The organism is Pseudomonas putida, from assembly GCA_029953615.1.
In the GTDB taxonomy this organism is placed as follows: Bacteria; Pseudomonadota; Gammaproteobacteria; order Pseudomonadales; family Pseudomonadaceae; genus Aquipseudomonas.
Map to the genome: position 1 here is coordinate 3,956,856 of CP124529.1, position 14,195 is coordinate 3,971,050.

The 14,195-nt window shown below is 61.7% G+C and carries 10 protein-coding genes, 7 tRNA genes and 1 pseudogene; 14 read left to right on the top strand and 4 right to left on the bottom strand.

The features are described 5' to 3' along the window. Positions 1 to 27 precede the first annotated feature (27 nt). The 6 genes and pseudogenes from QIY50_18190 (at position 28) to QIY50_18215 (ending at position 4,884) form a co-directional block, all read left to right on the top strand. The gene (locus QIY50_18190; GenBank protein ID WGV19310.1) at positions 28 to 810 is read left to right on the top strand and encodes a TatD family hydrolase; all 783 of its coding nucleotides are present in this window, start codon (positions 28 to 30) and stop codon (positions 808 to 810) included. Between the two features lie 399 nt (positions 811 to 1,209). Further along, positions 1,210 to 1,845 carry a TetR/AcrR family transcriptional regulator gene (locus QIY50_18195; GenBank protein ID WGV19311.1) on the top strand — a complete coding sequence of 212 codons (636 nt, stop codon included), beginning with the start codon at positions 1,210 to 1,212 and terminating at the stop codon, positions 1,843 to 1,845. Positions 1,846 to 2,053: 208 nt separating this feature from the next. After that, complete coding sequence (locus QIY50_18200; protein ID WGV19312.1) at positions 2,054 to 3,022, top strand: radical SAM protein; 969 nt, start codon at positions 2,054 to 2,056, stop codon at positions 3,020 to 3,022. Positions 3,023 to 3,088: 66 nt separating this feature from the next. Then, entirely contained in the window at positions 3,089 to 3,694 is a 606-nt protein-coding gene (locus QIY50_18205) for a DUF4823 domain-containing protein (GenBank protein WGV19313.1), read from the top strand. Positions 3,695 to 3,704: 10 nt separating this feature from the next. Continuing rightward, the gene (locus QIY50_18210; protein WGV19314.1) at positions 3,705 to 4,265 is read left to right on the top strand and encodes a DUF1285 domain-containing protein; all 561 of its coding nucleotides are present in this window, start codon (positions 3,705 to 3,707) and stop codon (positions 4,263 to 4,265) included. Positions 4,266 to 4,481: 216 nt separating this feature from the next. Then, positions 4,482 to 4,884: pseudogene (locus QIY50_18215) on the top strand (cupin domain-containing protein). Between the two features lie 57 nt (positions 4,885 to 4,941). Here QIY50_18215 and QIY50_18220 read toward each other — a convergent pair. Next, positions 4,942 to 5,017 (bottom strand) — tRNA-Asn (locus QIY50_18220). Positions 5,018 to 5,079: 62 nt separating this feature from the next. Next, positions 5,080 to 6,276 carry an amino acid aminotransferase gene (locus QIY50_18225; GenBank protein WGV19315.1) on the bottom strand — a complete coding sequence of 399 codons (1,197 nt, stop codon included), beginning with the start codon at positions 6,274 to 6,276 and terminating at the stop codon, positions 5,080 to 5,082. 287 nt (positions 6,277 to 6,563) lie between these two features. Between QIY50_18225 and uvrB the strand changes: the two genes are divergently transcribed. Continuing rightward, the gene (gene uvrB / locus QIY50_18230; protein WGV19316.1) at positions 6,564 to 8,714 is read left to right on the top strand and encodes an excinuclease ABC subunit UvrB; all 2,151 of its coding nucleotides are present in this window, start codon (positions 6,564 to 6,566) and stop codon (positions 8,712 to 8,714) included. Between the two features lie 127 nt (positions 8,715 to 8,841). Here the strand turns inward: uvrB and QIY50_18235 are convergent, their stop codons facing one another. Beyond that, positions 8,842 to 10,392: an MDR family MFS transporter gene (locus QIY50_18235; GenBank protein WGV19317.1), complete on the bottom strand. Its 1,551-nt coding sequence runs from the start codon at positions 10,390 to 10,392 to the stop codon at positions 8,842 to 8,844. Further along, on the bottom strand, positions 10,382 to 11,437 hold the full coding sequence (locus tag QIY50_18240) for an HlyD family secretion protein (protein ID WGV19318.1): 1,056 nt from the start codon (positions 11,435 to 11,437) through the stop codon (positions 10,382 to 10,384). Before QIY50_18240 ends, QIY50_18235 begins: the two co-directional genes overlap by 11 nt. A 143-nt stretch (positions 11,438 to 11,580) precedes the next feature. On the opposite strand from QIY50_18240, the gene gltX reads away from it, so the two are divergent. From gltX to QIY50_18275, 7 genes are all read left to right on the top strand, one after another. Continuing rightward, positions 11,581 to 13,062 carry a glutamate--tRNA ligase gene (gene gltX / locus QIY50_18245; protein ID WGV19319.1) on the top strand — a complete coding sequence of 494 codons (1,482 nt, stop codon included), beginning with the start codon at positions 11,581 to 11,583 and terminating at the stop codon, positions 13,060 to 13,062. A gap of 281 nt (positions 13,063 to 13,343) precedes the next feature. Then, positions 13,344 to 13,419: transfer RNA gene (locus QIY50_18250), tRNA-Ala, on the top strand. Positions 13,420 to 13,491: 72 nt separating this feature from the next. After that, positions 13,492 to 13,567, top strand: a tRNA-Glu gene (locus QIY50_18255). 53 nt (positions 13,568 to 13,620) lie between these two features. Next, a tRNA-Ala gene (locus QIY50_18260) sits at positions 13,621 to 13,696 on the top strand. A gap of 41 nt (positions 13,697 to 13,737) precedes the next feature. Then, positions 13,738 to 13,813, top strand: a tRNA-Glu gene (locus QIY50_18265). Positions 13,814 to 13,873: 60 nt separating this feature from the next. Then, a tRNA-Ala gene (locus tag QIY50_18270) sits at positions 13,874 to 13,949 on the top strand. A 42-nt stretch (positions 13,950 to 13,991) separates the two neighbouring features. After that, positions 13,992 to 14,067 (top strand) — tRNA-Glu (locus QIY50_18275). The last annotated feature ends 128 nt before the right edge of the window (positions 14,068 to 14,195 follow it).

Below are 14,195 nucleotides of genomic sequence, written 5' to 3' on the forward strand. Positions count from 1 at the left end.
TCATTTTTTCATGTGTGCCGTTATCCCATGCTCGTAGATTCCCATTGCCACCTCGACCGTCTGGACCTGAACGCCCACCAGGGCTCACTCGATGCTGCCTTGCAGGCGGCGCGTGAGCGCGGGGTCGGGCATTTCCTGTGTATTGGCGTCAGTGCCGAGAACGCTGGTGCGGTGAAGGCGCTGAGCGAGCGCTACGCCGATGTTGATTGCTCGGTGGGCGTGCACCCGCTGGACCTGGCGCCGGGCGAAACGCCGGCGCTGGAATGGCTGCTGCGCGAGCTGGCTCACCCGCATGTGGTGGCGATTGGTGAAACCGGGCTGGATTACCACTATGAGCCGGAAGCAGCCGAGTTACAGCAAGCCTCGTTCCGCCTGCACCTGGAGGCCTCGCGGCAGACCGGCAAGCCGGTGATCGTGCACACCCGTGCGGCGCGTGCCGATACCCTGGCGCTGCTGCGCGAGGCCAACCTGCCGCAGGCCGGCGTGCTGCACTGCTTCACCGAAGACTGGGACATGGCCAAGGCGGCGCTGGATCTGGGGTATTACATTTCGTTGTCTGGCATCGTTACCTTCCGCAATGCCGATGCCCTGCGTGAAGTGGCGCGGCAGGTGCCGGTCGATCGTTTGCTGGTGGAGACCGATTCGCCGTACCTGGCGCCGATTCCTTACCGGGGCAAGCCGAATCTGCCGCAGTACGTGCGCGAGGTGGCGGAGTATGTGGCTTCGTTGCGGGGGGCAAGTTATGAGCAGTTGGCTGAGCAGACCACTGCCAACTTCAAGCGCTTGTTCCCGTTGGCGCGGGTGGGCTGAGTCCGAAAGTGTAGGGGTTGTGTGACGGCTACCAGTGCCTGCCACAATCCATGCGGCGCCCTCGCCCTCCGAAACCCACAAAAAAAACCCGGGTTCTGGGGGGGGAATCCGGGTTAAGACCATTAGGAGTAAAACAAAGGTACGCGGTCCCTGAGCACCTTTATCGGCGCGCCACTTGGGGGGGATGCGCCGCGCCAACACTTCAAGTATTGGTCAGGTTTGGCGCAGTGCCAGTGCATATTGATCGTTTTTTAAACAGATTTGGAATACGCCAACGTTTCATTCCTCCCGCAGCGCATGGCCGTAAGCATCATGAAACACAGACATGCTTGGATGATCCGTGCAATTTCCCGCAAGTTAGGCATAATAAACCGCTTCGATTGTCATCCAGTCCTTCCTATGCAGAAAGAACCTCGTAAGGTCCGTGAGTTTCGCCGCCGCGAACAGGAAATCCTCGACACCGCGCTCAAACTGTTTCTCGAGCAGGGTGAAGACAGCGTCACCGTCGAGATGATCGCTGACGCCGTGGGCATCGGCAAAGGCACGATCTACAAGCACTTCAAGTCCAAGGCGGAGATCTACCTGCGCCTGATGCTCGACTATGAGCGTGACTTGAACGCGCTGTTGCATTCGGCCGACGTCGACCGCGACAAGGAAGCCCTGTCGCGAGCCTACTTCGAGTTCCGCATGCGCGACCCGCAGCGTTACCGGCTGTTCGACCGCCTGGAAGAAAAGGTGGTCAAGGGCAACCAGGTACCGGAAATGGTCGAACAGCTGCACAGTATCCGTGCCTCCAACTTCGACCGCCTGACCCAGCTGATCAAGGGCCGTATCAGCGAAGGCAAGCTCGAAGACGTACCGCCGTACTTCCACTATTGCGCCGCCTGGGCGCTGGTGCATGGTGCCGTGGCGCTGTACCACTCGCCGTTCTGGAGCAATGTGCTGGAGGATCAGGAAGGCTTCTTCCAGTTCCTGATGGACATTGGCGTGCGCATGGGCAACAAGCGCAAGCGCGACCCGGAACCTTCGAACTGAAGCATCCGCGTTCAGGCAATACGCAGTACCTGTAGGAGCAGCCTTGTGCTGCGAAAGTGCCAGTACCGCCAGCACACGTCTGCATGGTTGTACCGGCCCTTTCGCAGCACGAGGCTGCTCCTACCTGTCTCGGCGATGTACAGGGCTTGCAAAAACCTGATTTATGAGTCAGGTTTTGCCAGCCCCATCATCCATGCCGGAGTCATTCATGATCGTCGATCGTCAAGGCAGGCGTTTTCGCAACCTGCGCGTCAGCCTGACGGCTGCCTGTAATTATGCCTGCACCTATTGCGTGCCAGACGGCAAGCGCCTGGTGGCAGCACAGGACGAACTGCCAGCGGATGCCCTGGCTCGTGGCGTGGCCTACCTGATCGAAGCCGCTGGCATCGAGCGCTTGCGCATCACCGGCGGTGAGCCATTGGTCAGTCCGCGCCTGGATGCCTTCCTGGCCGCCGTGGCCAGGCTCGACCTTGACGATATCTCGCTGACTACCAATGGTCAGCTGCTGGCGCGGAAGTTGCCCCAGTTGCAGATGGCAGGTATCCGCCGATTGAACGTTTCCCTCGACACCCTCGACTCACAAGCCTTCCGTCGTATCGCCCGGGGCGGCGACCTGGCCAGCGTGCTGGAGGGTATGGCGCAGGCCAGCGCCATGGGCATGCAGATCAAGGTGAACATGGTGCCTATGCGCGGGCACAACCTGGATCAGGTGCTGCCGCTGCTGGATTATTGCCTTGAGCGCGGCTTCGAACTGCGCTTCATCGAACTCATGCGCATGGGCCATCTTGCCCGTGACCAAAACGCCTTCCTGCAGCAGTTCGTCGGCCTCGACCAACTGCTCGCACTGATCGCTGGCAAGTATGCCTACGTTCAGGTCGATGCTCCGCTGGACGCCACCGCCTTGCGTTATCAGGTACCCGGCAAAGGCCACTTCGGCGTGATCGCCAACGAAAGCGCGCCGTTCTGCCGCACCTGTTCGCGGCTGCGCCTGTCTTCCACGGGCTGGCTGCATGGCTGCCTGTCGTCGGGCAATCGCCATTTCGTCGGCGACCTGCTGGAAAAACCGCGCCATCAGGCACTGCCGGCCCTGCAGCGCTTGCTGGTCAAGGCCTTGGCAGACAAGCAGGACATGGCGTTTTCCGGCGATGTGATGGTGATGAAGGTGATCGGCGGCTGAAGCTGGCGCAAAAGCTGCATCCGCCGGCTATTCGCCGGTTTTTCGTCGCCGGCCACTGGAGGAAAGATGCGTAGCCTGGTTTTGCTGCTGGCGCTGATGGCGCTGGGCGGTTGCATGAATGTCAGCGACATGGGCGAGGGCGTTCGTTATCACCTGAGCGATGCTGGCCTGCTGGACCACAGCGATACCCGTCGCACCCTGTCGATCCGCCTGCAGCCTGATTCGTTCATCTTCATCGGCCAGGGCGCATTCGTGCCCCCGGGCAAGGGGCCGGTGCCGCGGCAGAACGCGGTGGCCGAGCAGGCCTACAAGAGCTTCGTCGAGTATTTCCCGTTGGTACGCCGCGCCCAAGGGCCACTAGGCCTCGAAGAGGCCATCGCCCAGGCGCGTTCGGTGGGTGCCGACTACGTGCTGTACACCCGCTTCGCGCGCACCGACGACCGTATCGGCAATGGCGACGAGTGGTATGACGAACAGGCAGTCGACCGCCTGGGCTGGGACACCGGCGTAGTACAGATGATGCTCATCGAAACCAGCACCCGCTACCTGATCGACACTGCGCGTATCAAGAGCCGTGGCGGTTTGTTGACGTTCCACGATAACACCCCGGAGGATTTGCTTGGCGCGCCAATGCGCGAGTACGCTCGTAGCCTTCTGGGTATGAGTGAATGAGGCAAGGGTGATGAGCGATTCCGCCAAGGCCAGTGATCTTCTGGCGCAGATCCCCAAGGCCAAGGGCCTGCCGCCGGTGCATCTGTGGAACCCGGACTTCTGCGGTGACATCGACATGCGCATCGCCCGTGATGGCACTTGGTACTACCTGGGTACCCCGATCGGTCGCAAGCCGATGGTGCGGCTGTTTTCCACCATCATCCGCCGCGATGGCGATGACTACTTCCTGATCACCCCGATAGAGAAGGTGGGCATCCGCGTCGACGATGCGCCGTTCGTTGCGGTAACACTGGATGTGGTGGGGGAGGGTGAGCAGCAGGTGCTGCGTTTCACCAGCAATGTCGAGGACCAGGTCGAGGCCGGGCCGGCCAACCCGCTGCGCGTGGTGATCGACCCGGTCACGCAGGAGCCATCGCCGTATGTGCTGGTGCGCAGCAACCTTGAGGCGCTGATTCATCGCAATGTGTTCTACCAGTTGGTGGAGCTGGCGGTGCCGCGTGAGATCGACGGGGAAGAGTGGCTTGGGGTGTGGAGCCACGGTGAGTTTTACCCGATCGGGCGTAGCAGCTGAAATTGTGTTGCCCGTGCTGGCCTCTTCGCGGGTGAACCCGCTCCCACAGGGATCTCCACAGGTTTCAACGGCTGCGCTGTTCCTTGTGGGAGCGGGTTTACCCGCGAAAGAGCCGGCACAGGCAAAATCGGCCCCCTGCTTTTCCCCCGAATTGGCCATTTGCCATCGGCCAGTCAGGGCCTAACCTGCCGGCAACCGCCCTCAGGAGAAGCCCCCATGAAACCCCTAGCCATCATCCTCTTCGCCCTGCTCGCCACCCAAACCCCCGCCTGGGCACACGGCGACACCCCCGACCAGGTCAAGGTGCTGCAGCAGCAACAACTCTCGAACGCCCCCGGCAAGAACGCCGTGATGCTCACCGTCAGCTATGCCCCCGGTCCAGGCATCACCCGCACATCGGCACCCAGGCGCGGTAATGGCCTACGTACTGGAAGGGGCAGTGGTATCGAAGCTCAACGATGAGCAGGAAAACACCTACAAGGCAGGCGAATACTGGTACGAAGCGCCGGGTACCGTACACAGCGTGTCACGCAACGCCAGCAAGGCCCGGCCGGCCAAGCTGCTGGTCTGGAGCCTGGTGGACGAGGGCAAGCCGGTGACCGAGCCGCTGGCTCAATAAGCCCGACGCAACGAAAAAGCCCCGGTCGCTTGCGCACCCGGGGGCTTTTTCAGTGTTTGGCTCCGCGACCTGGACTCGAACCAGGGACCCAATGATTAACAGTCATTTGCTCTACCGACTGAGCTATCGCGGAATCTGTGCGTATCTTACTGATTGCCCAGGGGAAGTCAAGCCACCCCTAGGCAAAACAATGAGTTACAGCACCTGCACGATAGCTTTGGTCACTACGTGGATGTTGCTCTGGTTCAGCGCGGCCACGGCGATGCGGCCGGTGTCCAGGGCATAGATGCCGAACTCGTTTTTCAGGCGGGCGACCTGTTCAACGGTCAGGCCCGAGTACGAGAACATGCCGACCTGGCGGCCAACGAAGCTGAAATCGCGGTTGGCGCCATATTCGGCCAGCAGCGAAACCATCTGCTTGCGCATGCCGTGGATGCGCTCGCGCATTTCGGCCAGCTCGGTTTCCCACATCTGGCGCAGTTCGGCGCTGTTCAGCACGGTGGCAACGATGGTTGCACCGTGGGTCGGCGGGTTGGAGTAGGTGGTGCGGATCACGCGCTTGACCTGCGACAGCACGCGAGTGCTCTCGTCCTTGGAGGCGGTGACGATCGACAGCGCACCGACGCGCTCGCCGTACAGCGAGAACGACTTGGAGAACGAGCTGGACACGAAGAACTCCAGGCCCGACTCGGCGAACAGGCGCACGGCGAAGGCGTCTTCGGCGATGCCGTCACCGAAGCCCTGGTAGGCCATGTCGAGGAACGGCACGTGGCCCTTGGCCTTGACCACTTCCAGGACGTTTTTCCAGTCATCCAGGCTCAGGTCGACGCCGGTCGGGTTGTGGCAGCAGGCGTGCAGTACCACGATCGAGCCGGACGGGAGGTTGTTCAGGTCTTCGAGCATGCCGGCGCGGTTGACGTCGTTGGTCGGCGCGTCGTAGTAGCGGTAGTTCTGCACCGGGAAGCCGGCCGATTCGAACAGCGCGCGGTGGTTTTCCCAGCTCGGGTCGCTGATCGCAACCACTGCGTTCGGCGAAATGCGCTTGAGGAAGTCGGCGCCGATCTTCAGTGCGCCGGTACCGCCGACGGCCTGCACGGTAACCACGCGGCCGGCGGCCAGCAGTGGCGACTCGGCACCGAACAGCAGCTTTTGCACAGCCTGGTCGTAGGTGGCGATGCCGTCGATCGGCAAGTAGCCGCGCGAGGCGTGCTGGGCGGCACGCTGGGTCTCGGCTTCGATCACGGCGCGCAGCAGCGGAATGCGGCCTTCCTCATTGCAGTACACGCCCACGCCCAGGTTGACCTTGTCGGTACGTGGGTCGGCGTTGAATGCTTCGTTGAGGCCCAGGATAGGGTCGCGGGGTGCCAGCTCGACAGCGGAAAACAGGCTCATTGTTACTTCGGCTCTGATTGGAGAGTGATAGGACGTACACGCTCCAGCCGAATGCACTGAAGCGGTGCACAAACGGGGAGTCAGTATAGTGATACCGACCGGTCACGGCGACACTCTGACGCGCCTTTTCCGGCTATTTGCGCAAATATTTTTCGACCATTGGTCTAATTGGCGGGTCCACCGTAACAAGCGCTCACAGCCGTGCCTTGAAAGCGCCACCCGACAGGCGCATTTGGGTATAGACTACTGGCTAAATTTACAGTTTCTGCAGCACCGCGAGGTCCGTCATGTCCGAGTTCCAGCTCGTCACCCGTTTCCAGCCGGCCGGCGACCAGCCCGAAGCCATCCGCCAGATGGTCGAAGGTATCGAGGCGGGGCTGTCGCACCAGACACTGCTCGGGGTGACCGGCTCGGGCAAGACCTTCAGCATCGCCAACGTCATCCAGCAGGTGCAGCGCCCGACCCTGGTGCTTGCGCCGAACAAAACCCTCGCCGCGCAGCTGTATGGTGAATTCAAGGCGTTCTTCCCCAACAATGCGGTGGAGTACTTCGTTTCCTACTACGACTACTACCAGCCTGAAGCCTATGTACCGTCGTCCGACACCTTCATCGAGAAGGACGCTTCGATCAACGACCACATCGAGCAGATGCGCCTGTCAGCGACCAAGGCGCTGCTGGAGCGGCGCGATGCAATCATCGTCACCACCGTGTCGTGCATCTACGGCCTGGGTAGCCCCGAGACCTACCTGAAAAAAAAAAAAAAAAAAAAAAAAAAAAAAAAAAAGAAAAAAAGAGAGAGAGAGAGAGAGAGAGAGAGAGAGAGAGAGAGAGAGAGAGAGAGAGAGAGAGAGAGAGAGAGAGAGAGAGAGAAAGAAAAAAAAAAAAAAATGGTCCTGCACGTGGACCGTGGCGACCAGCTCGACCAGCGCGCGCTGCTGCGCCGCCTGGCCGACCTGCAATACACGCGCAACGAGATGGACTTCGCCCGTGCCACCTTCCGCGTGCGCGGCGATGTGATCGACATATTCCCGGCCGAATCGGACCTCGAGGCCATTCGCATCGAGCTGTTCGATGATGAAGTAGAGAACATCGCCGCCTTCGACCCGCTGACCGGCGAGGTCTTCCGTAAGCTGCCGCGTTTCACCTTCTACCCCAAGAGCCACTACGTCACCCCGCGGGAGACCCTGCTGCAGGCGGTGGAGGGCATCAAGGAGGAACTCAAGGACCGCCTGGAATACCTGCAGAAGGCCAACAAACTGGTCGAAGCCCAGCGTCTGGAGCAACGCACCCGCTTCGATCTGGAGATGATCCTGGAGCTGGGCTACTGCAACGGCATCGAGAACTACTCGCGCTACCTGTCGGGGCGCCCGGCCGGGGCGCCGCCGCCCACCCTGTACGACTACCTGCCGCCCGATGCGCTGCTGGTGATCGACGAATCGCACGTCAGCGTTCCGCAGGTCGGCGCCATGTACAAGGGCGACCGCTCGCGCAAGGAAACCCTGGTCGAATATGGCTTCCGCCTGCCTTCGGCACTGGACAACCGGCCGATGCGTTTCGACGAGTGGGAAGATGTCAGCCCGCAGACCATCTTCGTGTCCGCCACCCCGGGCCCCTACGAGGCTGAGCACGCCGGGCGCGTGGTGGAGCAGGTAGTGCGCCCGACCGGGCTGGTAGACCCTCAGGTAGAAGTGCGCCCGGCACTTACCCAGGTGGACGATCTGCTGTCGGAAATCCGCAAGCGCGTGGCACAGGGCGAGCGGGTGCTGGCGACCACGCTGACCAAGCGCATGGCCGAAGACCTCACCGACTACCTGGCGGACCACGATGTGCGGGTGCGCTACCTGCACTCGGATATCGATACCGTCGAGCGGGTGGAGATCATCCGCGACCTGCGCCTGGGCACCTTCGACGTGCTGGTGGGTATCAACCTGCTGCGTGAGGGCCTGGACATGCCGGAGGTGTCGCTGGTGGCGATCCTCGATGCCGACAAGGAAGGCTTCCTGCGTTCCGAGCGCTCGCTGATCCAGACCATCGGCCGTGCGGCGCGTAACCTCAATGGCCGGGCCATCCTGTATGCCGACAACATCACCGGCTCCATGCAGCGCGCCATCGACGAGACCGAGCGCCGTCGGGAGAAGCAGATTGCGTTCAACCAGGCCAATGGCATCGTGCCCAAAGGTGTGGTCAAGGACATTACCGACATCATGGAAGGCGCCACCGTGCCTGGCGCGCGCAGCAAGAAGCGCAAGGGCATGGCCAAGGCCGCAGAGGAGAGCGCCCGTTACGAGGCCGAGCTGCGTACGCCGGGCGAGATCACCAAGCGCATCAAGCAGCTGGAAGAGAAGATGATGCAGTTCGCCCGCGACCTGGAATTCGAGGCCGCGGCGCAGTTGCGCGACGAAATTGCCCAGCTGCGCGAGCGGTTGATAACCAGCTGAGGCCTGATGCAGGCCTTGTGGGAGAGGGCGTGCCCGCGAAGAATTCAACGCGGTAGCTGGCACCGGCTGCGCCGGTGTTCGCGGGCGCGCCCGCTCCCACAGGGATCGCGTGCAGTCTGAAATAGTCTCAATGTGCTTCTCCCGCTTTCAGCCCCTCTGGCAACTTGCGGGTCAACAACACCGCCACCATGCTCACCGCCAACCCGATTCCCACAAAGTGGAACGCATCGTTGTAGGCCATTATCAACGCCTGCTGGTGAGTGATCTCGCTCAACTTGCCCAGCGCCGCATTGTCATTGCCCAGCCGCTCCGCCAGTTGCGCCAATCGCTCCGCCACCTGCGGGTTGCTCGGCACCACCGACTCCCTCAGGTAATCGAAATACACCTTGGTCCGTGCATCCAGCAGGGTGGCCAGCAGTGCAATGCCGATCGCACCGCCCAGATTGCGCAGGATATTGAACAGGCTCGACGCCGAACCCGCATCCTGCGGCTGAATATACGCCGTGGCGATCAGCGAGATTGTCACCATGATCATTGGCTGGCCAATGGCACGGATGATCTGGATATGGTTGAACTGCGGCCCGGCAAAATCCGGGTTGAGCACCCCCGAGCCGAAACTGGCGGCGCCGAACAGGCAGAAGCCCAGGGCGCACAACACCTTGGGCGACACCACTTTCATCAGTAGCGGCACCAGCGGGATCAGGAACAGCTGCGGGATGCCCATCCACATGATCACCTCGCCGATCTGCAAGGCGTTGTAGCCCTGCACCTGCGCCAGGTACAGCGGCAACAGGTAGATCGACCCGTACAAGCCCACCCCCATGCCCAGGCTGGCGATGCTCGACAGGCCAAAGTTGCGGTTACCAAGGATGCGCAGGTTGATCAGCGGGTGTGGCTTGGAAAACTGCAGGATCACGAAGGTGATCAGGCTGACCAGGGCGATGCTGCCCAGGCTGACGATCAGCTGCGATTCCAGCCAGTCCTTGCGGTGGCCTTCTTCCAGAAACACCTGCAGGCAGCCCAGCCCCAGGCCCAGGGTGACGATGCCGGCGTAATCGGTACTTTTAAGCAGCTCCCAATGCGCGTCCTTCTTCTCCAGCCCGTACAGCAGGCCGGCGATCATCACCAGGCCCGGTGGGATATTGATGTAGAAAATGTATTCCCAGCCCCAGTTCTCGGTCAGCCAGCCGCCCAGGGTCGGGCCGATGGACGGCGCGAAGGTGGCGGTCATGGCGAACATGGCCATGCCCTTGGCGCGGTGGTGTTCGGGCAGTTTGATCAGGGTCAGGGTGAAGGCCAGCGGGATCAGTGCACCGCCGGTAAAACCCTGCAGGGCGCGGAACAGGATCATGCTCTCCAGGTTCCAGGCCATCGAGCACAACAGCGACGACAGCAGGAAACCGCCGGAAACCCACACCGCCAGGCGCCGCGCCGACAACAGCTGTACCAGCCAGGCGGTGAGCGGGATCATGATGATTTCCGCGACCAGGTAAGAGGTGGAAATCCACGAGCCTTCCTCCAGCGTCGCCGACAGTGCGCCCTGGATATCCTTGAGCGACGAGTTGGTGATCTGGATGTCCAGCACGGCCATGAAGGCGCCGAGCATCACGCTCATTACCGCTATCCAGTCCTGTCGGGTTGGCTCCGCGGTGGGCCTGAGCAGCTGGTCACCGGCCATTGTGGCCTTCGTTCTCGCTGCGCAGGTCGACGGTGGCGGTCACCGACATGCCGGGGCGGATGCGCCCGTGCAGCGGGTTGTCGGCACGGAAGGTCAGCTTGACCGGAATGCGCTGTACCACCTTGGTGAAATTGCCGGTGGCGTTATCGGGCGGCAGCAGGCTGAACTGCGCGCCGGAGGCGGCGAACAGGCTGTCGACCCGGCCTTCGATCGGCGTGTCGGGGTAGCTGTCGAACAGCAGTTCGGCACGCTGGCCGGGCTGCATGCGGCCGATCTGGGTTTCCTTGAAATTGGCCTGCACCCAGATGTCTTCATCCGGCACGATCGACAGCAGGTAGGCACCGGCCTGTACTACCTGGCCATTGCGCGCGTTGCGCTGGCCGATGCTGCCGCTGATCGGTGCACGGATTTCGCAGCGGGTCAGGTTCAGTTCGGCCTGGGCCAGGTCGGCGCGGGCGTTGCTGATTTGCGCGTCGAGGCGTTTGAGCTCGGCGGTCAGTGCATTGACCTGCTGGCGCTGGCTTTGCAGGTCGGCACGGGCCTTGTCGACCTGCGAGCCGGCGACGTGGCTGTCCGCAGACAGCGTGGTGACCCGTTCTTCCGATATGAACCCTGGCTTGCGCAGCTTCTCGGCACGGTTCAGGTCCAGGCGTGAGCGGTCGAAGGTGGCCTGGTTGGCCGCCACCTGGGCCTGGCCGGCAGCGATCAGGCTGGCTTGCTGGGTCAGGCGGCTTTGCGCCTGCACGTGTTCGGCTTCGCGGGTGGCCAGGGCGGCACGGGCGCGCTGCATGGCCAGTTCGAAGTCGGCGGCCTCCAGGCGCACCAGCAGGTCGCCTTTGCTGACGTGCTGGTTGTCCTCGACCCGGACCTCGTCGATGCGCGCGCTCAACTGGCTGGAAATACGCGTGATCTCGCCCTGTACATAGGCGTTGTCGGTGCTTTCGTAGAAGCGACCCTTGAAGTACCAGTGGCCCAGAAAGGCGAGGGCGATGATGGCCACCAGGGTGAAGAAGACCAGCAGGCGGCGTTTGAGTTGGGCAGGCATGGGGACTATCGTTCCAGAAATGTAAACAAATTTAACAGCGGTACATGGCCTGCCGACAAGTGACGTTCGCGCCATTGCTGGAGCCCGGTGCCTGCCTCCTGCTAACATCCCGCCTTTGTTTCATCTTTCGTTCGAGACTCTCCATGACCACCGTACGCACGCGTATCGCGCCATCGCCGACCGGCGACCCCCATGTCGGCACCGCCTACATCGCCCTGTTCAACTACTGCTTTGCCAAGCAGCACGGCGGTGAGTTCATCCTGCGCATCGAAGACACCGACCAGTTGCGCTCCACGCGCGAGTCGGAGCAGCAGATCTTCGATGCCCTGCGCTGGCTCGGCATCGAATGGAACGAAGGCCCGGACGTCGGTGGCCCGCACGGCCCGTACCGGCAGAGCGAGCGTGGCGAGATCTACGCCAGGTACGCCAAGGAGCTGGTTGACGCCGGCCATGCCTTCTACTGCTTCTGCACTGCCGAAGAGCTGGAGCAGATGCGCGCCGAGCAGCAAGCTCGCGGCGAAACCCCGCGCTACGATGGCCGCGCGCTGCTGCTGAGCGCCGAAGAAGTGCAGCGCCGTCTGGACGCTGGCGAGCCGCACGTGATCCGCATGAAAGTGCCGAGCGAAGGCGTGTGCGTGGTGCCGGACATGCTGCGTGGTGATGTCGAGATCCCGTGGGACCGCATGGACATGCAGGTGCTGATGAAGAACGACGGCCTGCCGACGTACTTCCTGGCCAACGTGGTCGATGACCACCTGATGGGCATCACCCACGTGCTGCGCGGCGAAGAGTGGCTGCCATCGGCCCCCAAGCTGATCAAACTTTACGAATACTTCGGCTGGGAGCAGCCCAAGCTGTGCTACATGCCGCTGCTGCGTAACCCGGACAAGTCCAAGCTGTCCAAGCGCAAGAACCCGACCTCGGTGACGTTCTACGAGCGCATGGGCTTCATGCCCGAGGCGATGCTCAACTACCTGGGCCGCATGGGCTGGTCGATGCCGGACGAGCGCGAGAAGTTCTCGCTGGCCGAGATGGTCGAGCACTTCGACCTGTCGCGTATCTCGCTGGGCGGCCCGATCTTCGACATCGAGAAGCTGTCCTGGCTGAACGGCCAGTGGCTGCGCGAACTGCCGGTCGAGGAGTTTGCCGCGCGCCTGCAGAAGTGGGCGTTCAACAGCGACTACATGATGAAGATTGCCCCGCACGTGCAAGGCCGGGTGGAAACCTTCAGCCAGGTTGCCCCGCTGGGCGGCTTCTTCTTCGAGGGTGCGCTGAAGCTCGACGCCAAACTGTTCGAAAGCAAGAAACTGTCGGCCGACCAGGTGCGCCAGGTGATCCAGCTGATCCTGTGGAAGCTCGAAAGCCTGCGTCAGTGGGAAAAAGAGCGCATCACCGGTTGCATCCAGGCCGTGGTCGAGGCGCTGGAACTGAAGCTGCGTGACGCCATGCCGCTGATGTTCGCCGCCATCACCGGCCAGGCCAGCTCGGTGTCGGTGCTCGATGCCATGGAAATCCTCGGCCCGGACCTGACCCGCTACCGCCTGCGCCAGGCCCTGGACCTGCTGGGTGGGGTGTCGAAGAAAGAAAACAAAGAGTGGGAAAAGCTGCTGGCCTCGATTGCCTGATTCAGTTTTACACCTAACCTGTGGGAGCGGGCGTGCCCGCGAATGCGATGGTGGATCAAACACCGCTTTCGCGGGCGCGCCACGCTCCCACAGGCCAGCTGAACCCAGAAAAACCGGGGCAGGGCGGTAAGTGATTGTTATCTGTGAAATTTTTTTTGAATATTTTGAAAAATTAGTTTGACAGCCCTGCAATCCGATCTTAATATGCGCCCCGTCCACAGCGATGAACGAAAACGAAACGTCAGGCACCCAGCCAGCGCTTCGGTTCAAAGCGACATTGTGGGGCTATAGCTCAGCTGGGAGAGCGCCTGCATGGCATGCAGGAGGTCAGCGGTTCGATCCCGCTTAGCTCCACCAAATTCCGCTTGGCAGCCAAGGCTGCCGGGCAAGACCGGGTCCAGCAACCGGGTCTTGAAGGTAAGAAGGTTCGTCCCCTTCGTCTAGTGGCCTAGGACACCGCCCTTTCACGGCGGTAACAGGGGTTCGAGTCCCCTAGGGGACGCCAGTTTCGCACAAGCGATGTTTCAGAATGTCGCTGGGCCGAGAGGCTAAAAATCCGGGGCTATAGCTCAGCTGGGAGAGCGCCTGCATGGCATGCAGGAGGTCAGCGGTTCGATCCCGCTTAGCTCCACCAATTTGCCGCGGTTCGTGTAAACGGATCGGCACGAAGGTTACGTCCCCTTCGTCTAGTGGCCTAGGACACCGCCCTTTCACGGCGGTAACAGGGGTTCGAGTCCCCTAGGGGACGCCACTTTTCCTGCGTTTTGCAGGGCTTTAAAGGCTCGTCGATTACTGATGAGCCTTTTGTTTCGGGGCTATAGCTCAGCTGGGAGAGCGCCTGCATGGCATGCAGGAGGTCAGCGGTTCGATCCCGCTTAGCTCCACCATTTCTGCCGCGGTTCGCGCAAGCGGATCGGCACGAAGGTTACGTCCCCTTCGTCTAGTGGCCTAGGACACCGCCCTTTCACGGCGGTAACAGGGGTTCGAGTCCCCTAGGGGACGCCACGTTTACCCGCGTTTTGCGGGACTTTGAAGGCTCATTCGATTATTGAATGGGCCTTTTGTTTTTCTCCCTGCCCCAACATTCCGCAACCGACAGACGGCTACAGTTTCTGCTTGCCAAAAAATATTAT